The following is a 24,151-nucleotide window of genomic DNA, read 5'->3' as shown; positions in this document are numbered from 1 at the left end:
TTTTTAAATGTTTTTAAGATTGTTTTCCTTTTAATTTAAAAATGTCAAATTAGGTATTTTGCTGTCATCTCTTCTTTTAATAATCGCTTTTTGATCTAAACTATTTACTATTTTTATTTGTGCAACTATTTTTAAAAACAATCCAAATCTAAAAGAAAATATGGCTTTAAAAGCAAATCGATAAAGATTCTTATGTTCTGCCTGAAATGAAAATTTCATAAAAGGATTTGAAGCTGTCAATACCGTTTGTCGTTTAAAAATCAATTTTGGATCTTCATAATAAACATTGCTGCTTCGTTCTTCCCGATCGTGATACAAACTGGTTGTTGCTAGGATGCCTACTTTTAATTTATGAAAATGAATTCGTTGTATATAATTATCATCTTCTCCATAGTGAAAAAAAGAAGGATTAAATCCGCCGACTGTCTCAATACATTTTCGTGACAATAACCAACCTGCGGCGTTTACAAAATTGACTTGATAAATATTCGATTTTGCTTTATTTAAATATATATCTGAATACAATCCTTTGCATCGGGAAGGAATGATATAGTTAGAAAAATTAAAATCCAGCTTGTCTCCTTTGCCATTCAAATGCATCGGACTGACAATTCCATATTCCGGTTCCTTTTGTTGTGCATGAATCAATTTTTCAATAGTATCAACTTCTACCCAAGCATCTTGGTTTAACAGAAACACAAAATCGGCATTATTATCATAGGCTTTTTTAATACCGATATTATTTGCTGCACCAAACCCTAAATTAATAGTACTTTGTATAAATTCTACTTGTGAATATTTAGACTTTACGATTTCCTGAAAACCATCAGTAGAATTGTTGTCAATAATAAAAACTTCGACAGAAACCGTACTATTGAATAAGCTATCCAGGCATTTTTCAATCCATTTTAAAGGATTATAGGTTACTATAACAATTGCTGTTTTCATAATAGCGCTTCAAGATAAGAGGTTCCCCATTTTTGACATGGTTCTAAATGATTTCCTTCTGCCCATTCATTCCATGCGTTAATAAATATAAAGGAATCATCCAGTCCTTCAAAGTTTCTTGCTGCAGTTTTATTTTTGTACCAATATTTAAATAATTCTGGGGTACTATTCTTAAGTATAGTTGCATTTTGTCCAACCCTGCGTGATGAATTATCCCACATTGGAGTCACTCCGGGATAAACTCCCTGAATACAATTTTGAAGATCAAAATCAATAAATTGTTTGTAATCAACTACAACATCTTTATTTTTTTTAATTTTTTGCTTTAATCCAAACTTCTTGCGCAACTTATTTTCGATACGTTTGACTATAGTTTGTTTTCTATTTTCTAATCGATTACTAAACTTACTCATTGACCTTGATAAAGGCTGAAATTCAATTACAGCATCAAAATCGAATGTAGACATTTTCTCTTTATCCCATCCAATCCAGCGTTCAAAGCAGCCCAAATACAGTTCAATATTTTCTTTTTTTGCTTCTTCTCTAAAAATAGCAATTGTGCTTGCCATATCCGGGAACAAATCAGGTTTGTAAAAAATAAAAAAAGGTTTATTATTTACACGAATATATCTTTCGTCTTTAAAAAAAGACAGTAAAAACTTTATATGCTCCCGATCATCTTCAGCCGAATAATTTTGCTGTAATAAAACATCATTTATACTTCCATCCCAGGCTCTTGTCCAATTTTCATTTGCCCAGCAAAACATAAAAGGAAAATCTTCCTTTGGGTTTTTCATTTTTCGGTCAATTGGCTCATGCATGATACGTTTACCATTAAACCAATAATGATAATAACAAAATCCATAAACTCCATATTGTTTCGCCAATGCTTCCTGAGCCAGGCGCGCCTCTTCTAATCGCAAGTCATAAAAACCTAAATCTGCTGGCAAATGAGGCTGATAATGCCCTGCAAATCTTGGCTGTGCTTTAGTTACATTTGTCCATTCTGTAAAGCCTTTTCCCCACCAGAGATCATTTTCAAGTATGGGATGAAATTGCGGCAAATGAATAGCTATAGGTTTAATTTTCTGCATATTTATCAAATAGATTTTTCAATGCTTTCAAGTAAGCTAATCCGTTTTTATTATCGGGTTCAAGATGGTTTCCTTCAGCCCATTCATTCCAGGCGTTAATAAAAACAAATTGATTTTCATCATCTCTGTTTTGGCTTTTAACATCATTTATATTTTCTTCCACCTCTTTGATGAAAGTCTCTACGTTTTGATCTTTTAAAATAATTCCTTTTCTACCGCGTCTTGCTGTATTGTCCCATCCTATAAACGAACAAGGAATATATTTATAATTAAAAGTGACTTTCATTTTTTCTTTAGCTTTATTGTAGTCATAAATCTTCAAAGTCGAACTAAAAACACCTTTAACTAAATTAGCAAACCATTTTTTGAGTGATTTTTTGTCAATAAAAGCATTGGGCAAAAGGCCAAGTTTGGGTTGAAAATTTAATATATCATCAAAACCTAAATCATGATAATTAGTTCTTAAATGAGAATTTGACGCAACTAAATAAGGATTTTTAAGACCATTTTTTAAACACTCACTTCTAAAAAGAGCAATTGTTTTTTTTACATCGGGAAGATATGATGGACGGTAAAAAACAAAAACGGGTCTGTCATTTACCTTTATATATCTCGAATCTTTAAAAATTTCAATGAGCCAGGAAATATGTTTTAGATCATCTTCTTCGCTGTAAGTCTGCTCGATCAAAATTTCTTTTTCTTCTCCAAGCCATCTTCTGCTCCATGTTTCGTTTGCCCAGCAAAGCATAAAAGGAAAATCTTCTTTTGGATTTTTCATTTTCCTGTCAAGAGGCTCATGGAGTAATCTTTTTTCATTAAACCAATAATGATAATAGCAAAAGCCATAAATTCCGTGCTCTTTAGCCAAAGCCTCCTGAGCCAGCCTTGATTCTTCTAAACGCAAATCATAAAAACCTAAATCTGTTGGTAAATGTGGCTGATAATGTTCTTTAAATAAAGGACGGGCTTTAGTTACATTTGTCCATTCCGTAAAACCTTTTCCCCACCATTCGTCATTTTCAGGTATTGGATGAAATTGCGGTAAATAAATGGCAATTGGTTTTATTTCAAAATTTTTCATTTAGAATTTAAAATTTGAAGCATTATTCTATTTTTTATTTTTTTAGCTTTCTTTCTGATAGTCTGAAAAAAGCTTTCTTTTTTTTCTTTTAAGGTGTTTCTATACAAGCCCTCGATTGAAATCTTATATCTTTTATATAATATTCTTTTAATTTCTTGATTTTTGCAACATGAAATTATTAGAACTAAACAATCAATCCATTTTTTTGATTTTAAAATGCTATCATCTGCCGAAAGAATTCCGACTCCATGACGATAAACAGCCATGACCTCTTCGATAAATTTAAATTTTCCATGCTCTGCGAGCATTATATAAAGAAAATAATCACCTATTGGAGTTAGTTTAAATTCAAATGGTAGTTCTATAATATTATTTTTAAAAACTACTGAAGGTGTATGAATATAATTTCCAAATTCTGCTAATGCTTCTAATGTTTCATGATTTTCAGGAACATTTGTAATAAAGTCTTTTACAATAGTACCGTCAGTTTTTAGAATTTCTATTTTATGAAAACAAGCCACATAATCTGGATTTTCATCTAAAAAATCAATCTGTTTTTGTAATTTCAGTGGATCTGTCCAATAATCATCTCCTTCGCATAAAGCAATAAATTCTCCTTTGCATTCTTTCAATGCAAAAAGAAAATTGGACATCGACCCTAAATTTTTTTCATGTCTAAAATATTTGATCCATGATTTATTGGGATGATTTTCTAGAATATCGTTGATAATTTCATCTGAACGATCTGGTGAGCAATCATTTGCAATTATTAATTCAACTTCAAATTCACATTCCTGTACCAATATTCCTTCAATCGCCTGACGGATAAACTTTTCATGACCATAAGTAGTCATGATTGCACTTATTTTTGGTTTTTGGCTCATTTTAACCAGCAGGTTTAATTATATTATTATTATTTGTTGGAAATGCGACACAAGATATCTGTTAAATAATAGTTTCGAACAACATTTTGCAAACAATCTTAAACTAGATAATTCTTAAAATTTGATTTTCAAATTGCACAATTTTAGAAATACCAGCTTCTAAGCCATCTTCAATATTAATAGAACAAAAAGGAATTTTAATTTTTTCGATTCTGTTAAAAAAAGATTCAAGCTGTTTCATGTCATCAACAACTAGCTCTGATAACTGTTCATCATTTAATCCAATATGATGAAAAACAGTATGTCCGCCTTCATTTGTTCTCTTGCGTATTTGTGTAACCACAATTGATGGATCATTTGTTTTTACATAAATTAAAAATCTATTTTTTAAAATGACTTTCAATTCTTCATCGCTGAGCTTTTGCAATTCTTCAGAAAAATTATGAGATACTCCTTCTTCAATAAAAAAACCAATTTGATCATTTTCATTAATCATCTTTAAATTATCAAGCAATACTTTATTAAAATAAGATAGTAATTGTATTTTTCTTGAATGATCGCATGAGTAAATATCTACATTTGACAATTTATCTTTCAATAAACTCCAATGTATCTCACTAATTTTGTTATCAAATAAACTTTCTTCAAATTTTAAATTAAAAAAATTAAATTTCCATTGCCCTGAAAGTCTTTTTATTGTAGCATGATATAAAGTCGATTTTCCTATTCCAGACACCCCAACAAATTCAACAATCTTATTATTGACCGGGAGTTTGGCAGCATCCGATTTTACTTCAATCGCTTCACTATCCTTATCTTTCTTGGCAAGAAGAAATTTAAATCTTTTAAAAATCATTTATTTGAGTTTTTTCAGAAGTCTCTTTATTTTGCTTTTAACTTTTGTTTTAATGGAATGTGAGTGTTCTTTTTGAATTACTTGTTTTGTTACTTGCGTCAATTTAATATTCGCCATTACTTTTGACAAATCCAGAGAGGAAGGATTTTCAGAATCCCAGTAAAAAAAACTTCCAAAAGCTGTTGGAAAATAAAGATTAGGATGAACTCCTAAAATAGAATAGAAATCTTCATAACTAATTCCTTTAGAACCTGGTATAATTGGATTATCATATTTCTCTGGTATTACCAATATAATTTTTTTGGCAATTCGAAAAGCTTCCAATACTGCCTGTGGTTGTACGGGAGTTAAATGCTGAAATACTCGTAAAGCAATAAAAACTTCATATTGCTTATCGTTTACAGGCCAAGGGATTTCGCGTGCATCATGAGGATAGTTAGGGTTTTTCCCTTCAAAATCCCATCTTTCTAAATAATCAATGGTATGACTCTCTTTAACACAGGAAACTCCCATTGTTCCCATTTCTAGTACTTTGTTTGAATAATCTACCCCTGTCGCTTTAACCAATTCGATAACGCGAGAATGGTAATCCCATCTTATTTCTATCGTATCATTTGTCCAATGACCATCCTCTAATCCTTGAACGTGATTTACATATTCTGCTTTTGTTAAAAAACTTATAGTACTCATTTATAATTTGACTTGATTAATTATTTAATTTTTCGCCATTCTGGCTTGAATTGTACAGGAACCCAACCATGATTTTCACTATTAATCGTAAATGCAATAACTGACTGAAATCTAGCCAGTGTATTTCTAACATTATCTTTTAAATGCATGATTCCAATAGAAATAGAATATTTACCCTGACTTAAAGGCAAATTATCTAAACTAAAAACAACTTTCATTTCACCTTGAACTTCATCGTATTTTATAAAATCATTAAAATTTGAAATTTCAGCAAAGCCACGCTGACTTCCATCATATAAAGCAATATAAACTGATGGATTTTTTACTAATTCATAAAAATGCAAACTAATTTCAATTTCAAATTTTGCGTTTTCACTAACAATAATCGAATCATTATTTTCGTGACATACGCCATCTGAATATATTTTTAAATCTTGAATTAAAACTTTATCTGTTTTAAAATCTTTAGAGATATCAACTTTAAATTGATTATAATATTCTGTAATACCTGCCGCAACATCATAAGTCTGTAATGCAGTCTGGCCTTTATGCAACAATAATACTTGATTGACCATTCTGGAAACTTGAGGCATACTATGAGATACAAATAATATAGCGGTATTTTTAAGTAAAACATCAATTCGATTAAAACATTTTAGCATGAATCCAACGTCTCCAACTGCCAATACCTCATCAATAATCAATACATCGGGCTCCATTTGAGCTGCAACAGCAAAGCCCAAACGTACTTTCATACCGCTGCTGTAATTTTGTACCGGCATATCTATAAATTCGCGAATTTCAGCAAAATCAATAATCTCTTCAATTTTTGAATTAATTTCATTTTTTGAAAAACCTAAGACGGCGCCATTATTATAAATATTCTCTCTTCCTGTCAAAATTGGATTAAAGCCAGCTCCAAGTTCAATTAAGGCACAAACTCTTCCTCGCATGGTTACTTTGCCTAAATCTGGATTTATCAGTCCGTTTAATATTTTCAGCAAAGTAGATTTTCCTGCACCATTATGTCCAATCAAACCTAGACATTCTCCACGTCTTAATTCAAAATTAATATCTTTTACTGCCCAAAATTCTTTTTTACGCAATTCAGAATTATCATTTTTATTACCTAAAACATTGGCATATAAATCCTTTAATCCATACCATAAGCTGGTTTTCAAATCTTTGCAAAACTTTTTAGAAAGATGTTCTACTTTTACTAATACTTCGTTATCTTCCATAATTAGGCACTCATACGTTCAACAATTATCGGAATAGAAATTCTGTAAAAAACCAGTCCTACAAAAAATAAGGGAATACAGACAGCAAATACTCCAAGGTAATAAGCCAGATAATCTATATTTTGTCCAAACAATAAATTTCTAGTAGTTAGCAGCAAAGGTGTTAAAGGATTTATTTCCATTAATGTTTTTAACAATCCTGTTTTTGGAATTGAGTATACAACTGGTGTTGCATACATTAAAAAACTAAGCCCCATACCAATTATTTTCCCGACATCATTATAAAGCATTCCCAAAGGAGTTATAAACAAACCAATAGTGGTTCCAAAAAAAATAATTCCTATAAAAGCTAATGGGAATAATAAAATAGAGGAATGAAATCCTACACCGTAAACTATTAAAAAAATCAATAACAAAAGAATTTTAACAATACTATTTGAAATCAATTTATATACTCCTGATAAAATTAATGCTTCTTTTGGAAAATTAATTTTGGTAAGAATTCCTCTGGCTCCATTAGTATTTGACATTGGTGCATTAATAGAATCTGTAACAATAGACCATAAAAGTGTGCCGGCAAATACAAAAACAGGATAAGGAACTCCAGTATCTGATAATTTAACTGTTCCGGACTTACTTAAAATAATCCAAACTAAAGCAGTTGATAATGGCGTTATAAATGCCCAGATTATGCCTAAAAAAGATTGACGATATTGCGCTTTGATGTCACGAATAGCAAGTTGTTTTGCTAAAAAACGAGAGCTAAACATATCGTTTAGGCTTTCTTTTAAAAGTTTATCAATTTTACTAGTATTAGTTTTTTGATAAACTGTGGTTTTTAATTCCATTTAAATTATTAGAATTTTACTTTATTATTTTACTTTTCTTTTAATGAAGATTGACGGCGGAAAAGTAATAATATTTTTAACATTTAAAGACATCTATCCAAAAATAAAAATCTCGCCAAATTAACAAGATTTTTACTTGTTTGCGAATTATCTTAAAAGCAAAAAAGGCGTTTTTAAAAAACACCTTTTTAATTATCATTTAAATTAAATTCAACTTTATATAGTATTTACTTATCCAAAACTTCAAAAGTAGAATTCATACTCTTAAACTCTGGAACAATTTTTTTCATTTTTGCAACAATATCATCATTGTCATAAAAATCAGCAATACCAATTAACTCATCAATATCAGTATGCAAACTTTCATATTCATCCTGAATTTCCTGAGCAATCATAATTTTATTATGATAAGTCGGCAAAGTTTTAGATGTATCATTTAATAACTCTTCATATAGTTTTTCACCCGGTCTTAAACCAACAATCTTTATCTTAATTTCCTTATCAGGAATAAAACCTGCCAGTTTGATCATTTTTTTAGCCAAATCAATAATTCTGACTGGCTTACCCATATCAAATATATAAATCTCACCTCCATTACCCATTGCTCCAGCTTCAAGAACTAGCTGGCAAGCTTCAGGAATAGTCATAAAATATCGAATAATATCTTGATGCGTTATAGTAACAGGTCCACCTGCAGCAATTTGTTTTGTAAATAATGGAACTACAGAACCGTTTGAACCTAATACATTACCAAAGCGGGTTGTAATAAATTTTGTACTCGTTCCGTTATTTTCAGTTTGATTTTTTAAAAAGAGTGACTGTACATATTTCTCTGCAATGCGTTTACTCGCTCCCATGACATTACTTGGGTTTACTGCTTTATCTGTCGAAACCATTACAAATTTCTTAACACGATATTTACATGACAAATCTGCTAAATTTTTAGTTCCTTTTATATTTGTCAAAATTGCCTGTGATGGATTTTCTTCCATCAAAGGAACGTGTTTGTATGCTGCAGCATGAAAAACAACATGCGGATTATAATTTTTAAAAACCTTTTCTAATGCTTTTTTACTTTTCACATCAGCAATTACTGCTACAATTTTTGTTTCTGCTTTTGTAGCAAATGTTTCCAAGCACAAGTTATGTAACGGAGTTTCAGCATGATCTAAAATGATTACAACTTTTGGATTAAATCCGAGAACTTGTCGTACTATTTCACTTCCAATTGATCCTGCAGCCCCAGTTATAAGTATTGTTTTATCCTTTAACTGTTTAGAGATTGATTTGCTGTCAAGAACGATTGGTTTTCTTTCTAATAAATCCTCAATCTGAATATTTTTAACTTTTTGTGAAATTTCTTTTTGATTTTCCCAATCTGAAATCAATGGAACAGTATAAACTCTATAGTTAAACTCCAAACATTGATCAACAATAATTAATTGTTCATCTTTGGACAAACTTTTATCTGCAATAATAACCCCTTCTGCAGCAACGGATCGCATTAAAGCAGGTAACTTTTTTCTAAGGATTAAGATTGGCAGATCAAGCATCCTCTTTGATGCATTCTGATTGTTTTTATCGACAAATCCAACTATTTTAAATCGGGAAGGCGTTTCAAATTTTAATGCATTGGCAACAGAAATCGCATTTGCATCAGTTCCGTAAATTACTGTTCTAATAAGTTTTGTGTTAGCCTTTTCTGAGAAATACAACTCAAAAGTTTGCTTAACAACTACACGATATAAAAACAATCCACAAAAAGATAAAACCAAATTAATAAATAGAGCAGTATTTAAGAAGGCTTTATGTCCTGTATATAATTCAAAAACTAAATTGAAAAATAAAAAAAACACTAAAACTGACATTTGTGAAAAAAGCAGTTTTATGGCATCAATATAAGAAGAGTGTCTTATAATTCCTGAATAGGTTCGAAATAGCCAGAAAAAGAATATGTTTACAATTATTAAACTAGAAACAAAGTAAAAGTCATGAGAGGTAATGATATAGCCTAACGCAGTGCCCTCAAACAGCATATAGGTAAAGGTAAAAGAAAAAACCAAAACCATGATATCTATTGCAACAATTATCCATCTAGGTAAATAGCTAAGGTTATTAATGTGCGCCCTTAGATTCCTAGGTGAAAAGGAGTTATACAACAAATCGGCTACTTTGGTCTGTTTATCTGTATTCAATTGCAATGATTTTGATTTCGCTAAATTTGTAGGTCTTACAAAAATACAAATTAAACGTTTAAAAAATTATTTCTGTAAGTAAATTAAAATTTAACTCCTTTTCTTTTTTGTTTTAAAAACTCAATTAAATAAGTTCCGTAACCAGATTTTACTAAAGGAGTTGCAATTTCTTCTAATTGGGCATCATTAATAAAGCCTTGTCTCCAAGCTATCTCCTCAATACATCCAACTTTTAAACCTTGTCTTTCTTCTAAAACCTGAACAAATTGTCCTGCTTGCATCAAACTATTGAAAGTTCCTGTATCAAGCCAAGCGGTTCCTCTGCTCAATATACCTACTTTCAATTTTCCTTTTTCAAGATAAACCTTATTTACATCTGTTATTTCATATTCACCACGAGCACTTGGTTTAATGTTCTTTGCAATTTCAACAACTGAATTGTCATAAAAATAAAGTCCTGGAACAGCATAATTTGATTTCGGTTCGATAGGTTTTTCTTCAATAGAAATAGCCTTTTTATTTTCATCAAATTCCACTACACCATATCTTTCAGGATCAGAAACATGATAAGCAAAAACAACACCTCCCTCAGGATCTGCATTATCTTTTAGTAAGTGTTGCATATTTGTTCCAAAGAAAATATTATCTCCAAGCACTAAAGCTACCTTATCATTACCAATAAATTCTTCCCCAATTACAAATGCCTGTGCTAGTCCATTAGGTATTGCCTGTTCTGCATAACTGAATTTACAGCCAATTGTACTTCCATCGCCAAGAAGCTTTTTAAAATGAGGTAAATCATGAGGTGTCGAAATTATTAAGATCTCATTAATTCCGGCCATCATCAAAGTTGATAAAGGATAATAAATCATTGGCTTATCATATACAGGCATTAATTGTTTACTAACGGCCAATGTCAATGGATGCAATCTGGTGCCAGATCCTCCTGCTAATATAATTCCTTTCATGTCTTAAAATTTTATTTTTAAATTTTGAATATCTCTCGATCGTATTGAAAGATATTATTCTATCATTTTTTTTAAACTTACCTTATAATCTGGAATATTTAAACCATAAACCTTTTTAATTTTCTGTTTATCTAATAATGAATATTTTGGGCGTTTTGCAGGAGTAGGATAAGATATCGATGGAATGCCCTGAACATTACATTCATATCCTCCAAATTCTTTTATGTCCAACGCAAAATCATACCAACTTATTTCACCTTCATTTGAATAATTGTAGATACCTGGAACCCATTCTGGATTTTTCAGAATATCAATCATCACCTGAGCCAAATCTGCTGCATAAGTTGGAGAACCAATTTGGTCATTTACTACATTGATTGAGTCTCTTTCCTCCATTAAACGACGCATAGTTTTAACAAAATTATTGCCAAATTTACTATACACCCAAGAGGTTCGTATAATAATCGAATCCGGATTTTCTTTTGTACATGCAATTTCTCCGGCTAATTTACTTTCGCCATATATATTGACAGGATTTGTTATTGCTTCTTCATTAAGAGCTACAGATGACAATCCGTCGAAAACATAATCTGTCGATACATGAATTAATTTAGCATTATTTTGAAATGAATACACTGCAATTATTTCGACTCCAACATGATTTATTGCAAAGGCTATTTCTTTCTCGCTTTCGGCTTTGTCAACTGCTGTATAAGCACCGCAATTAAAAATAACATCCGGAGCAATATCGTTTAATTGAACTTTCAATAGATCTGGATTATCTAATGTTATCTTAGTTCGATCAGCAAAAATCCATTCAAAATCTTTATAATTTTCAGATAAAACCTTCAATTCAGACCCTAACTGTCCGGTTGCTCCTGTAACTAGAATCTTTTTCATTAGAATAAACTATTACAATTTTCAATAAAAGGCAAAACTTGATCTTTTTCCGAAACAATTGCGTCATTTAAATCCATTCCCCAATCAATATTTAAAGAAGGATCATCAAATTTGATTCCGCCTTCAGAAGCTTTATTGTAAAATTGGTCACATTTATACATTACCGAAGCTGTTTCACTAATAACCGAAAATCCATGAGCAAATCCTTGTGGTACCAGTAATTGTTTTTTATTTTCAGCAGAAAGCAAAACCGTAAATGATTTTCCGAAAGTTGGAGAATCTTTTCTCAAATCTACTGCTACATCAATAATTTCACCCTCTAAAACACGAACTAATTTTGTTTGAGCAAACGGCGGGTTTTGATAATGCAAACCTCTCAAAGTCCCTTTTTTTGAAAAAGATTGATTGTCTTGAACAAAATCAATATTGATTCCTAAGTCTTCAAATTTAGTTTTACTATAGGCTTCAAAAAAGTAACCTCTCTCATCACCAAAAACAGTTGGCTCTACAATTACTAAGTCTTTTATAAATGTCTTTTCTATTTTCATGCTTTATTTTACTTTGTTAAAGAAATTATGTATAACTTCTTTAATTCTAATTTTATCTTCATTTGTTAAATTTGACCCAGATGGTAAACATAAGCCATTTTCAAATAATTTTTCTGCTATTTTGTTGCCATAATAAGGATAATTTTCAAAAAGTGGCTGTAAGTGCATCGGTTTCCACAAGGGACGACATTCTATATTTGCATTATCAAAAGCTAACCTTAAATTTTCTCTTCGACTTTCTGTTTCTAATAATATCGTATTAAGCCAATAATTCGAAAAAAAATCTTCATTTAAATCATCAAAGAATTCCACTTCTTCAATCTCCTTAAAAATTTCTTTATAAAATAAATGATTTTCTCTTCTTAAATTAACATTCTCTTGTAGTATTTTCATTTGTCCAAGGCCAATACCGGCACAAATATTACTCATTCTATAATTAAAGCCTATTTCACTATGCTGATAATGTACTGCTTTATCTTTTGACTGTGAAGCATAAAAAATAGCTTTATCTTTTGTTTCTTCTGAATTAGCAATTAATGCTCCTCCGCTTGAAGTGGTAATAATTTTGTTTCCATTGAAAGAAAGTATCCCAAAAGCCCCAAAACTGCCACACTTTTTCCCTTTATAACTGCTTCCAAGAGCTTCTGCACTATCCTCAATAACGGGTATACTATACTTGTCAGCTATGGCATGCACTTCATCTATTTTATAAGGCATTCCATATAAGTGCACTGCTATTATTGCTTTTGGTTTTTTACCCTTTTGTATTCTGTCCTTAATAGCAATTTCCAGATTTTCGGGACAAATATTCCAGGTTTCAGTTTCACTATCAACAAATACAGGAACCGCTTTTTGATATAAAATTGGGTTTGCTGATGCAGCAAATGTCATGCTTTGGCATATTACTTCATCATCTTCTTTAACTCCCAGTAGAATTAAAGCCAAATGTATCGCTGATGTTCCCGAATTTAATGCCGCTATAAAAGACTGATTTTCAAAATAATTTTGAAGTTCATTCTCAAATTCATTAACATTTGGTCCGCCAGAAGTAATCCAATTTGTTTTAAGAGCTTTTTGAATATACTCTTGCTCGAAACCACTTTCTTGAGATAATGACAAGTAAATTCTCGTATTATTCATTATAAATAATATTTTAAATAACTTTCTTTTATTCCGGAGTTATTTGACACGTTTTATTTTTGATTTTAGTTAGCAAATAAAATTTTAAAGAATAAATAAAAAGCAACGGAATAATCACACTTATAAAAACAATTACGATCTGAACTTTTTGATAAAAAGCAATAACAAAAAAAGAAACAACCGCTTGAATTAATGCATAATATAATGAAACTACTCTATGTTGTAATCCATATTCATTACTTAAAATCTGATATAAATGCAATCGATGCGCTTCAAAAATATTCTGTTTCAAATAAAGTCTATGCAAAATTGTACAAACTGCATCGACTCCATAGACTGCTAAAAACAATAACCAAATCAAAGAATCTGTAACAAGAATAAGCTTTAAAATAAGGTAAATTACCCAAAAAGCAATTGCAATACTTCCAACATCGCCAGCAAAACATTTTGCTTTTTTCCTGTAATTAAAAAACAAAAAAACCAAGCTTGCAACCATTGCATATTTTATAAAACTTCCATCTGTAAAAAGTTGAATTTTTGTATTTACATACAGCAGAGAACTCATTACAGTAAAAGTATAAAGTCCGGTAATTCCATTAATTCCATCCATGAAATTATATGCGTTTATCAAGCCTATAGCTAAAACATAAGCAATTATAACACCCCAAATTGGAATTGAATTAAACAAGCCCAAATCGAAGAAAATCAAACTTATGGAAAGAAAATGAATCGAAATTCGCATCTTATTTGACAAACTTTGAATATCATCCCAAAAGCTAATCAAACTAACCAATGTAATTCCAGTAAAAAAGAGATAATTAATTTGAATATTTTGTGCAAAATAAAGCAAAGCTGCAAACCAGAAAATTATTCCACCACCACGTAATGTTATTTCTGTATGAGAACTTCTATTGTTAGGTTTATCAATAATATTAAAATAATCTGCGACTTTAAAATAAAGTAACATTATGATCATTAAAACAATTAATAGAATTAAGTATTGCATTATTCAGTATTTTTCTCTTTAATATAATATTTACTTATAAACGCTCTTTATTTAGATAATCCAGAGTTGATTCTGATTTCCAATTTAATAATTGGCGCGCCTTTGAATCATCAAAAGTCAAATCTGAAGTTATTTTTTTAACTTTTCGTGAAGTGATTGGAGCACTATCACCAATAAGATCTCCTATTTTTCCAATAAATTTAGCTAATCCCAAAGGCAAACTGATTTTCTTTTTATTAGAAATTGCCATACTTAATTTATCGAAACTAGGATGAATCCCATCTGTCAGATTGTATACACCTCCAAATGAAGAAACTACAGTTACAAATGAAGCAACATCTTTAATTAAAACCATGCTTTTTCTTGCTTTTCCTCCATCGATATTAAAATAATACCCCTTTCGAATCGCTTTTATCATAGCGCCCAAATTGCCCGGAGGATTTTTCCCTACCAATAAAGGCAAACGCAAAATAGTACAAACCACATTATTTAAAGAACACCACTCTGTAATGATTTTTTCTGCTTCAATTTTACTTAAACCATAAGCGTCTTTAGCATTTAAATCATCACTTTCCTTTATTTCAGTTCCCGCTTCTCTTCCATAAACGGCAACCGAACTAATAAAAACAAATTGCTTAGGCAATCCAGATTTCTCCAGCGCTTTCAATAAGTTATAGGTTCCAGTAACATTAGTTTTATAGAACTCCTCCTTTTCAGATTCTGTTTTTGGCACTGAATGCGCTTTCCCTGCAGAGTGAATTACAAGGTCAAATTTTTCTTTAAAAACAGGTATTTCTTTTTCTAAAAAAAACTTATAGTCTCCTGAAGTTCTGGAAAGGCTAAAAAGCTCATATTCTTTAGATAGCTCAACTGCAATAGCTTTCCCTAGAAACCCACTTGCTCCTGTTAATAAACAATTCATGATAATTAGAATAATTTTAAAACTTTTTCTTTCTTATAATTTGCTTCAGCAGCTAAACCTGAATTTATTCCTTTTTCAGAAATGCTTTTTAAATCGTTTAAAGAAATGTTTTTTAAAAATGAAATAATACTTTCTTTTTCATTCCATGAAAATGACCATCCACAATTATATTTTTTTACATATAAGTCGATTTCAGAATCATTGTCACCAATATAAAAAAGTGGTTTCCCTGCTGCCATCAAGTTATAAGTCTTAGATGGAACTCCAAGACCTTTCATACCTTCTAACAAAGTAATTAAACCAATATTACATGCATTCAAAAATAAATTTTGCTCTTTTCTTGGCTTTGCTCCCAAGTAAAAAATGTTATTTACTTTTTCTCCTTGTATTTTGTTTTGAATGTCTGATTTCAGTGCACCATCTCCAATTATAATCAAAACACAATTAGGATTTTGAGCTTCTATAAACAATTCTATGAACTCTAAAACACCTTGTACGCGTCCTAAGTTTCCAGCAAAACCAAATACAATTTTATCCGCCACATCTATTTGCAAATATTCTGAAATATTAAAATTAGAGACAGGGTAAATATCATTATCAGCCCAATTTGGAATGATGTCTATTTTACTATTACCAGGAGATATCTTTTTCAGCATTAGCTCTTTCATATCCTCTCCTAAAACAATAAGTCGATCGGCGCATTTAAATGAATTATTGTAAAGTTTACTAAGGAGCTTGTACTTAGTACTCGTTTTTTCAATTAATCCTGCAGGAACTAAGTTTTCTGGAAAAACATCATGAACCAAGATTTCGAGATTAAATTTTTTGACTTTTTTTAATAAAGCTATACTAATAATTAAAAAAGTAGGATTAGTCGTTAGCAGCACATTGTCATTTTTCTTCACTTTGACAAGTATTTTCCAACTCATCTTAAATGTCAAAATCAGCAATCTTAAAATTCGCTCGAAAATCTTATTTTTATTTAAATCAGGAAGTGCTATTCGATGTATTGTAATCCTACTATCCAACTCTTTATTTTGAATATTGTACGAACTTTCATAACCAATTGGTCCGCAAATAACGCTTACTTGTCCCTTATTGATTTTATGCAAAGCTACATCAGTAAGAATCTGAGCTGTGGAAACTTCATCGGGATAGAATAATTCAGAAATAATCCAATTCACAATAACACAATTATATTTCTCTCCAAACTACACGCTTCACATAATCCGTATAACTTAAAATAATACGCACCATTTTTTCAGAAACATTTGGCATTGAATAATCGGCTACGGGTCTAAAATTTCTTTCTTTTCCTATTTTTTGATATTGAAGCTGAACTAATCCTTGCAAAATTCTCTCCGGACTTAATCCAACCATCATTACAGAGGTTTCTTCCATAGCCTCTGGTCTTTCATGTGCATCTCTAATATTAAGAGCTCTAAAATTCAATACTGAAGATTCTTCAGAAATTGTACCTGAATCTGACAATACTGCAAAAGATCTCATTTGCAAAGCATTATAATCATTAAATCCAAGTGGCTTTAAAAATTGCACATTTTTATGCATTTGAATATTTTTCTTCTCGATCATATTTCGTGTTCGAGGATGTGTACTTACAATAATAGGATAATCGTATTTTTCAGCAATAAGATTTAAACTATCCATTAAGCCTTGAAAGTTTGTATCACTGTTTATATTCTCTTCTCTATGAGATGATACTACAAAAAATTTACCTTCCTCTAATCCAAGTCTCTTCAAAACATCTGATGACTCGATAGAAGGTAAATAGTGATTTAAAACTTCGAACATCGGAGAACCTGTTTTTATAATTCTATCAGCAGGTAAACCTTCACGCAATAAGTACTCTCTCGCAATATCGCTGTAAGTTAAATTAATATCAGAAGTGTGATCCACAATTTTTCTATTAGTTTCCTCAGGCACACGTTGATCGAAACAACGATTCCCTGCTTCCATATGAAAAATTGGAATATGTCTTTTTTTAGCAGGAATAGCACATAAACAACTATTTGTATCCCCTAGAACTAAAAAAGCATCCGGCTTTTCTGATTCTAATAAAGGATCTATTTTTATTAAAATTTGACCTACCGTTTCTGTTGCTGTAGCTCCAGCCGCATTTAAGAAAAAGTCAGGTTTTCTAATTCCTAAATCATCAAAAAATATTTGATTTAATTCATAATCATAATTTTGTCCTGTGTGAACAATAATATGCTCAATTGCATCGGAATTATCTAAAGCCGCCATTACTCTGGAAAGACGAATAATTTCAGGTCTTGTCCCAACGACAGTCATTACTTTTAATTGTGATTTCATTATATAAGAAATTATTATTTTTTAAACGTTTTCAAAATAGGTATCGGGATCATTTGGATCATAAAATTCATTTATCCAAAAATTAGTATACAATACTTCATCTCCAATATTTTTTATATTATGTGTATACCAAATAGGCATATCGACATAAGCTGGTTCATTACCGTCAAGATAAAAATCAAACACATCATCAGTACCAATACGGCGAAGCTGAATTAAGGCTTTCCCTTTAATTACTGCAAAACGCTCAATTTTTCTGGTGTGAAAATGATTTCCTCGAGTAATACCTGGAACAGTTGTAGAAAAAGAAACCTGCCCGCCAACTCCTAAACGAATAATTTCGACAAAAGAGCCTCTCGGATCAGTATGCTCAACAAATTTTACAGGAAAATGATTTTTGATATCCATATAACAACGAAACGTATTAAATAAATTTAATTCGAAAGTATTGTTGATACTTGGTATTATACCTTTTTTCTGATATTCTGATTTATATATTTCAAGTAAACTTAAAATTTGCGAAACTTTAGATTCTGATGTATGTGGCACTAAAATTTCAGATTTTCCTTCCTTACTTCTAATTTCAGAAAGAATACTATCTACCAATTCTCCTACGTAAATTAATTTTAAATCACCATCTACTTCAATTACAGGTGTTTCATTGTGGGATAACTTGTGGCAAAAAGTAGCTACAACCGAATTATAATTGGGATGACCAAAAGGGCCAAATACATTAGGAATTATCATTCCTGTAAATTGTCCCTCAGAATTATTTGACCAATTGATCATTAATTCTCTTCCCTCTTTTTTAGATTTCCCATACAAATTGTCTCTTTCCTCTTGAGTTGACGAAGAAAAAAGAACATGACATTTGCTATTTGTAGCAGTAAGAGAATCTACTAATTTTTGCACTAGTCCCACATTTGTATCATAAATAACCTGTGGATCATTATGACGATTCATGGCAGCTAAATGGACGATAACATCGCACTGTGCAACAAATGAGTCCAATTTATTTTTATTATCGAAATAATCTTTTTGAAACTCGATTCGTTCAAACTCTTCGGTAAATAAACCGATTGTGTTATACAAATGTGTTCCAACGAAACCTGCTTGGCCTGTAATACCTACTTTTAACATTAGTTTATTTAGATTTTAAAATATTCAATATCATATCGATACTCATCTTTAGTTTCTCCCATTAAATAATCAGCCATCACTAGTAATTTAGAATTTAATTCTAAAGACTGGATACTACTTACATATCCTTTAGGAACATGTACTACATTTAATTTTTCAGAATCTATTAAATAAGTAAAAACTTCCAAATCAACAGATGGTTTTTCCCAGTTATCAATTTTAATAAGCTGGATTTTAAATTTTCCACTGACAGCAGAAAACCACCTTTGCTCAACTTTATGCCCTTGCCAACCTCTCTTAAATTCAAGATTATGATTTTCTATAATATAGATTCTCTTAATTAAAGATGCATCAAAATCATTATTATAAAATAAAATTCCCCTTTGATCAGAATGAGAATTACCGTTAATCAATTTTGGCTTACTATCCATTATCCGGGCATTTGAGCAACATCTTCTCCAAATACTTCTTTTCGTATAAGTGGAAGTGTTGATAATAGTCTTTTCATTCCTTCTACGCCTTGTTGTTCAGTGTTGTGAGAATGATAATCTTCAATCAAAGAAACATCTTCTTCTCCTTCAGAAAAATATTGTGCATAATTCAAATCACGATTATCTGCAGGAATACGATAAAAATCTCCCATGTCCTCCGCTTTTACCATTTCTTCGCGAGTACACAAAGTTTCATATAATTTTTCACCGTGACGTGTTCCAATTATTTTTATTTCGTTATCAGCATTACACAACTCTTTCAGTGCCTGAGCTAAATCTCCTATGGTTCCGGCTGGCGCTTTATTCACAAATAAATCACCAGGATTACCATTTTCAAATGCAAATAAAACGAGCTCTACAGCTTCGTCTAATGACATTAAAAAACGAGTCATATTAGGATCTGTAATTGTAATCGGATTATTCTCTTTAATTTGTTTCAAAAATAAAGGTATTACAGAACCTCTTGATGCCATTACGTTACCATAACGAGTTAGACAAACAGTTGTTTCATTTAAATTTCTTGATGCTGCAACTGCAACTTTTTCCATTAAAGCTTTTGATATTCCCATTGCGTTAATAGGATAAGCGGCCTTATCGGTGCTTAAGCAAATAACTTTTTGAACTTTATTTACTCCAGCGGCATCAATAACATTTTGAGTTCCTAAGACATTTGTTTTTGTCGCTTCTAATGGAAAAAACTCGCATGAAGGAACTTGTTTTAAAGCAGCAGCATGAAAAACATAATCAACACCTCTCATTGCACGTTCAACACTATTATAGTCTCTTACGTCACCAATATAAAATTTCAGTTTATCATTTTTTAATTGATTTCGCATATCATCCTGCTTTTTCTCATCACGAGAAAAAATTCTTATTTCACTAAAATGATTTGTATTAAGAAATCGATTTAACACAGCATGTCCAAAAGAACCTGTACCGCCGGTTATAAGAAGTGTCTTATTTTGTATTTTCATTTAATTCAAATTTACTTAACATGTTATATATTTTTTTACACTGAATTTCAGGATTTTTATTTTCTAATATAAATCTTTTTGCTTTTTCACCAAATTCATTTAATTCTGATTGTTCTTTTTCACATACAAATATTATGGTTTTGTACAATCCTAGAGGTGTCTCCTCTTCAGACATATAGCAATAATCAAAATACTCTTCAGGAATTCCTTGCAATCTATATAAAACACATGGAGTTCCTGAAGCTAAATACTCCATGGTTTTAGAAGGAAAGGAATATTTTGTAAACTCACCCTCAGAAATCCTTGGGTTAACCAAAACAGTCGCCTTCTTCTGTAATTTTATAACTTCTTCTCGGGAAAGTTGCCCAAAATACTTAATTCGAGAATCTTCCTTTGCCATTAACTCTAATTCCTCTTTTGCATCTCCATCACCACAAATCCAAAGACGATAATCATTATTTTTTATTAAAGAAAATGCTTCCAATAAATTTAAGATTCCATATCTCTTAGCTAATGTTCCTGTATACAAAATAGTCTTAAACGGTTCTTTTTCAAGAACAATATTATCTGTTTTTTGCTCAAAGATACCTTCGACTCTCACCCAAGGCCTATTATTTATTTGCAATGGCAAATGCATGTAATCAGACAAAACTACAAAACTATCAATTTCTTTAAGATATTTATTCAATAGTCCTTTTTCAATATTTTTAAGATATTTTCGGATAAAACTTTTGTCATCGTCCATAAATTCTGGTAAATCAGGAACAATCAGACAAATCTTTACAGAAGGATTATTTTTTTTTATATCTATCGCCGCTTTAATAAATGGCGTATGAATAGCATAAATAATGATTATCGTATTATCATTATCTATTACTTTTTTCAAAGTCTTTTTTGCTTGGTAAAATCGTGAATATAATTTATAAATAGGCAAATTTATAAATCCAACATTAATATCGTTGGCACCTTTAATATGTGAGAATTTAAAGGTTTTAGTTTTTAAATCACTATATCTTTTAGGAAAAGAGCCAATATATGGCAAATTTACCAATTTGAAATTTTGACTATAATAATTATCTAATCCCGTTACAATTGCCCATTGTAATGCATCTGCAGCATATTGGATAACACCAGTACTCTTACTTTCTATTTCCCGTCTAGACTCATTAGGAAAAAGTCCTCCAAGAAAAATTAATTTGACCATATAAAAAATTTAACCATCGAATAATAAAAATCCTATTTTTTTCTGAACAGATACAAAAAGATTAAAAACATAAAAGAACTTACTGATTGTAATTTCCAAATAAGTGGAGAAACTATTGCAGTAACAAATAAAAATGAAACTAATGCAAGAGAAAAAATAGATTGCGTTTTATGAAATAAAACAATTGATTTATTAAATACGAAACCCCAGAAAAAAGAAAAAAATATGATTCCTAAGATTCCAAAATCAAGATATTGTACAAAAATATTTGTAAACAATGCGTTGAAATTCTGATCATATCCTATCGTGATTTCCGAACTAGTTTGTAAACCATAAATAAAATTACTTGCTTCTAATTTTATTCCAATTAAATTACACACCAAGCAAATTACTTCATCGATAGCCCCAAAACTTAAACTACCATATGTATAACCTATTTCAAAAGAAAAATTATTTATGCCATATTCTAAGGCTCTAAAGGAGCCAACACAGTATATTATAATTTGGCTAAAAAAATCATCATTTCCCTTAATGAAATTTTCAACTGTTAGCTCAAAAAGTCCATTTCTAAAATTTGATAAATAGATAGAAAACAAATACAATGCAAACAGAAGAGGCAAAATAATTAATAAGGATTTTATTTTTCTCCTTTTCATTATTTTTAACTTCTCCAAAGAAATATCACTTTTGTTAATAATTATTCCCTTAGCGATATACAAGAAAATAACATAAAATCCCAATTCAATAATGATACCACGGCCTGCTCCAAAAGAACTATACAGATATAAAAAAACTGCTGAAAGATAAAATGCTTTTTTAAATTGCATCAATACAAAACAAAACGCAATGTATATAGTTACAAAAATTGAAAAAGTTTCAACAAAATAATTATAAAAGTAAATTTCTGCAGTCGAAGAAAAAACTTCACCAACATAAAATCGCATAGTTCTAGCTTCTTCCGTGCCATGCAATAGTATCATGCTTTGATACTTTAACAAATATCGCGAAACGAATAGTGAAAAAACGATCAATAAAGATAAATAGATTTTGCTTTTTGATAATTTCAAAAAAAAATCAAGTAATAAATCTTCACTTAAAACATTCGTTTGTTTTACGTTAACAGTTCCAATGTATCTGCTTGTAATAAACCCGAAACTAAAACAAAATACGCTTAATATTAATAAACCGTAAATATAGTTACTTACAGGAAAAAGTTTGTATGGGTTAAAAGTCGAGATGAATAACAAAATTCCCCACCAAATCAGATATAGCTGCAAAAACATTAAAGAAAATCGATCTCTAATAAGCACTTTGGCAAGAAAAATAAGCAATACAAATATTAATATTATTATCATCAAATTTTTATTTTCTCTTCAATACTTACTTTTTAAAAGGGCTGATTAAACTAAAGATTATCTCTTTTTATTGCAATGCAATATTTTTATAAATTTCAATTGTTCTTTTAAGATTTATTTCCCTGTCATGTCTGAAGCTTGAAGCTTCAATTCCTTTAATTGATAATTTTTGAGCAAGACTTCCATCATTGAAAATATTACGAATATTGTTCGCTAACATCTCTACTTCTTCAAAACGATAAAGGATTCCTGTTTCGTTTTCTTCAACCATATCTGGTACACCACCAACATATGAAGCTATAACTGGAGTACCTAAAAGCTGTGCTTCTCCCAATGAATTTGGACTATTTTCAATACTAGATGGGCAAATAAAAATATGAGCCTTCTGATATTCCAATACCATTTGTTGTTCTGACAAATTCCCTAAAAAAACAACACTCTCTTCTAATTTATTTGTTTTTAACAATTTACGAATATATCTTCCGTAGCCTGATAACTTAATTTTATCTTTAAAACTATGATATTCAGTAATGTTACCTCCTCCAACTCTAATTCTTAAATTAGGGAAGTCAGCTTTTAAAATAGCTAATGCTTTAATCACCTGATGCAAACCCTTTATAGGATATCCAGCCTGACTCAAAAACAAACTATATGGTGTACAAGTATTTAAAGACCATTTTTCTGCTCCATAAAAAGCGTTTCGTAATGATTCGTTACAAAAATGATAATCAACATTCTTAGAAATCGTTTTTGTGTGAACATAATCCCAATTTGTTCTACCAATAACATGATTTGTATTTAGGAGATAATCTTGTTCGAGTTTCCCTCGTTTACTAAATTTATTTTTTTGCTGAAAAATCGTATCAAACCTAACAATATCTCTAAACGAAATATTTTTAAATATTTCAGTAAAAGAAAGGCCGGCATAATAATATCGAGAATAAATACCAACTAATCCCTGAATAGAAACAATATATTTTAAATCTGGTAAAATTCGCATACAAGCTAATCCATGAGTAAATTCTGTTCCATGTATATGTACTACATCTGGTTCAGCTTGAGTACAAACTTGTAACCATACAGATTCAAGGTTTTTATCATATTTTATATGAGATTTACTTGGTAATAAATAGTAATGGATTTCATCAATTGATATTTTCTTCAAATCATTTCCACCATAAATTGTAGCTATACTTAATTCAATACCGGGAACATTGCCTACCTGATTAGCTAATCCATACATCCATCCTCCAAATACAGGGGCCTTCAATCCCAAAACTTCACTCGGGCCAGGAAAAATTGTATTTACAATCCATAATACTTTCATAAACA

Annotated in this window: 23 protein-coding genes; all 23 read right to left on the bottom strand. The window is 30.4% G+C overall.

What is annotated here, in order from left to right; all coding sequences use genetic code 11:
• Positions 1 to 30 precede the first annotated feature (30 nt).
• The 23 genes from ACNFIH_RS15915 to ACNFIH_RS15805 all read right to left on the bottom strand — a co-directional run bounded on the left by ACNFIH_RS15915 (position 31) and on the right by ACNFIH_RS15805 (position 24,146).
• Positions 31 to 948, bottom strand: coding sequence for a glycosyltransferase family 2 protein (locus tag ACNFIH_RS15915; RefSeq protein WP_426483865.1), 918 nt, complete (start codon positions 946 to 948; stop codon positions 31 to 33).
• The gene (locus ACNFIH_RS15910; RefSeq protein WP_426483864.1) at positions 945 to 2,042 is read right to left on the bottom strand and encodes a glycosyltransferase WbsX family protein; all 1,098 of its coding nucleotides are present in this window, start codon (positions 2,040 to 2,042) and stop codon (positions 945 to 947) included. Before ACNFIH_RS15910 ends, ACNFIH_RS15915 begins: the two co-directional genes overlap by 4 nt.
• Positions 2,029 to 3,123, bottom strand: coding sequence for a glycosyltransferase WbsX family protein (locus ACNFIH_RS15905; RefSeq protein WP_426483863.1), 1,095 nt, complete (start codon positions 3,121 to 3,123; stop codon positions 2,029 to 2,031). Before ACNFIH_RS15905 ends, ACNFIH_RS15910 begins: the two co-directional genes overlap by 14 nt.
• Complete coding sequence (locus ACNFIH_RS15900) at positions 3,120 to 4,007, bottom strand: glycosyltransferase family 2 protein (protein WP_426483862.1); 888 nt, start codon at positions 4,005 to 4,007, stop codon at positions 3,120 to 3,122. The genes ACNFIH_RS15905 and ACNFIH_RS15900 overlap by 4 nt, the downstream gene beginning before the upstream one ends.
• A gap of 103 nt (positions 4,008 to 4,110) precedes the next feature.
• A complete protein-coding gene (locus tag ACNFIH_RS15895) occupies positions 4,111 to 4,863 on the bottom strand; it encodes a hypothetical protein (RefSeq protein WP_426483861.1) in 753 nt (250 codons plus the stop codon).
• Positions 4,864 to 5,553 (bottom strand): hypothetical protein, encoded by a 690-nt coding sequence (locus ACNFIH_RS15890; RefSeq protein WP_426483860.1) that lies wholly within the window; start codon positions 5,551 to 5,553, stop codon positions 4,864 to 4,866.
• A 20-nt stretch (positions 5,554 to 5,573) separates the two neighbouring features.
• Positions 5,574 to 6,794 carry a polysaccharide ABC transporter ATP-binding protein gene (locus tag ACNFIH_RS15885; RefSeq protein WP_035650354.1) on the bottom strand — a complete coding sequence of 407 codons (1,221 nt, stop codon included), beginning with the start codon at positions 6,792 to 6,794 and terminating at the stop codon, positions 5,574 to 5,576.
• Between the two features lie 2 nt (positions 6,795 to 6,796).
• Positions 6,797 to 7,642 (bottom strand): ABC transporter permease, encoded by an 846-nt coding sequence (locus tag ACNFIH_RS15880; RefSeq protein WP_426483859.1) that lies wholly within the window; start codon positions 7,640 to 7,642, stop codon positions 6,797 to 6,799.
• A gap of 227 nt (positions 7,643 to 7,869) precedes the next feature.
• Positions 7,870 to 9,837, bottom strand: a complete 1,968-nt coding sequence (locus ACNFIH_RS15875; protein WP_426483858.1) for a polysaccharide biosynthesis protein — start codon at positions 9,835 to 9,837, stop codon at positions 7,870 to 7,872.
• A gap of 83 nt (positions 9,838 to 9,920) precedes the next feature.
• The gene (gene rfbA / locus ACNFIH_RS15870) at positions 9,921 to 10,805 is read right to left on the bottom strand and encodes a glucose-1-phosphate thymidylyltransferase RfbA (protein WP_426483857.1); all 885 of its coding nucleotides are present in this window, start codon (positions 10,803 to 10,805) and stop codon (positions 9,921 to 9,923) included.
• Between the two features lie 54 nt (positions 10,806 to 10,859).
• The gene (gene rfbD, locus ACNFIH_RS15865; protein ID WP_426483856.1) at positions 10,860 to 11,705 is read right to left on the bottom strand and encodes a dTDP-4-dehydrorhamnose reductase; all 846 of its coding nucleotides are present in this window, start codon (positions 11,703 to 11,705) and stop codon (positions 10,860 to 10,862) included.
• Entirely contained in the window at positions 11,705 to 12,253 is a 549-nt protein-coding gene (rfbC, locus tag ACNFIH_RS15860; protein ID WP_035650364.1) for a dTDP-4-dehydrorhamnose 3,5-epimerase, read from the bottom strand. Before rfbC ends, rfbD begins: the two co-directional genes overlap by 1 nt.
• Before the next feature lie 3 nt (positions 12,254 to 12,256).
• The gene (locus tag ACNFIH_RS15855) at positions 12,257 to 13,393 is read right to left on the bottom strand and encodes a DegT/DnrJ/EryC1/StrS family aminotransferase (protein ID WP_426483855.1); all 1,137 of its coding nucleotides are present in this window, start codon (positions 13,391 to 13,393) and stop codon (positions 12,257 to 12,259) included.
• A gap of 28 nt (positions 13,394 to 13,421) precedes the next feature.
• Complete coding sequence (locus ACNFIH_RS15850; RefSeq protein WP_426483854.1) at positions 13,422 to 14,399, bottom strand: MraY family glycosyltransferase; 978 nt, start codon at positions 14,397 to 14,399, stop codon at positions 13,422 to 13,424.
• A 34-nt stretch (positions 14,400 to 14,433) separates the two neighbouring features.
• Positions 14,434 to 15,321: an NAD-dependent epimerase/dehydratase family protein gene (locus tag ACNFIH_RS15845; protein ID WP_426483853.1), complete on the bottom strand. Its 888-nt coding sequence runs from the start codon at positions 15,319 to 15,321 to the stop codon at positions 14,434 to 14,436.
• Between the two features lie 5 nt (positions 15,322 to 15,326).
• Positions 15,327 to 16,505, bottom strand: coding sequence for a glycosyltransferase family 4 protein (locus ACNFIH_RS15840; protein WP_426483852.1), 1,179 nt, complete (start codon positions 16,503 to 16,505; stop codon positions 15,327 to 15,329).
• A 10-nt stretch (positions 16,506 to 16,515) separates the two neighbouring features.
• A complete protein-coding gene (gene wecB / locus ACNFIH_RS15835; protein ID WP_035650373.1) occupies positions 16,516 to 17,655 on the bottom strand; it encodes a non-hydrolyzing UDP-N-acetylglucosamine 2-epimerase in 1,140 nt (379 codons plus the stop codon).
• Positions 17,656 to 17,676: 21 nt separating this feature from the next.
• Positions 17,677 to 18,795 (bottom strand): NAD-dependent epimerase/dehydratase family protein, encoded by a 1,119-nt coding sequence (locus ACNFIH_RS15830; RefSeq protein WP_426483851.1) that lies wholly within the window; start codon positions 18,793 to 18,795, stop codon positions 17,677 to 17,679.
• A gap of 8 nt (positions 18,796 to 18,803) precedes the next feature.
• A complete protein-coding gene (locus ACNFIH_RS15825) occupies positions 18,804 to 19,226 on the bottom strand; it encodes a WxcM-like domain-containing protein (protein WP_426483850.1) in 423 nt (140 codons plus the stop codon).
• Positions 19,226 to 20,260, bottom strand: a complete 1,035-nt coding sequence (locus ACNFIH_RS15820; RefSeq protein WP_035650381.1) for a polysaccharide biosynthesis protein — start codon at positions 20,258 to 20,260, stop codon at positions 19,226 to 19,228. Before ACNFIH_RS15820 ends, ACNFIH_RS15825 begins: the two co-directional genes overlap by 1 nt.
• Positions 20,244 to 21,464: a glycosyltransferase family 4 protein gene (locus tag ACNFIH_RS15815; protein ID WP_426483849.1), complete on the bottom strand. Its 1,221-nt coding sequence runs from the start codon at positions 21,462 to 21,464 to the stop codon at positions 20,244 to 20,246. The genes ACNFIH_RS15820 and ACNFIH_RS15815 overlap by 17 nt, the downstream gene beginning before the upstream one ends.
• Before the next feature lie 32 nt (positions 21,465 to 21,496).
• A complete protein-coding gene (locus ACNFIH_RS15810) occupies positions 21,497 to 22,819 on the bottom strand; it encodes an O-antigen polymerase (RefSeq protein WP_426483848.1) in 1,323 nt (440 codons plus the stop codon).
• Between the two features lie 67 nt (positions 22,820 to 22,886).
• On the bottom strand, positions 22,887 to 24,146 hold the full coding sequence (locus ACNFIH_RS15805; RefSeq protein WP_426483847.1) for a glycosyltransferase family 4 protein: 1,260 nt from the start codon (positions 24,144 to 24,146) through the stop codon (positions 22,887 to 22,889).
• Between the last annotated feature and the right edge of the window lie 5 nt (positions 24,147 to 24,151).

This window comes from Flavobacterium sp. 2, from assembly GCF_049949195.1.
In the GTDB taxonomy this organism is placed as follows: Bacteria; Bacteroidota; Bacteroidia; order Flavobacteriales; family Flavobacteriaceae; genus Flavobacterium.
The sequence above is the reverse complement of the archived record's forward strand: the minus strand, read 5'-3'. Positions and strand labels throughout refer to the sequence as shown.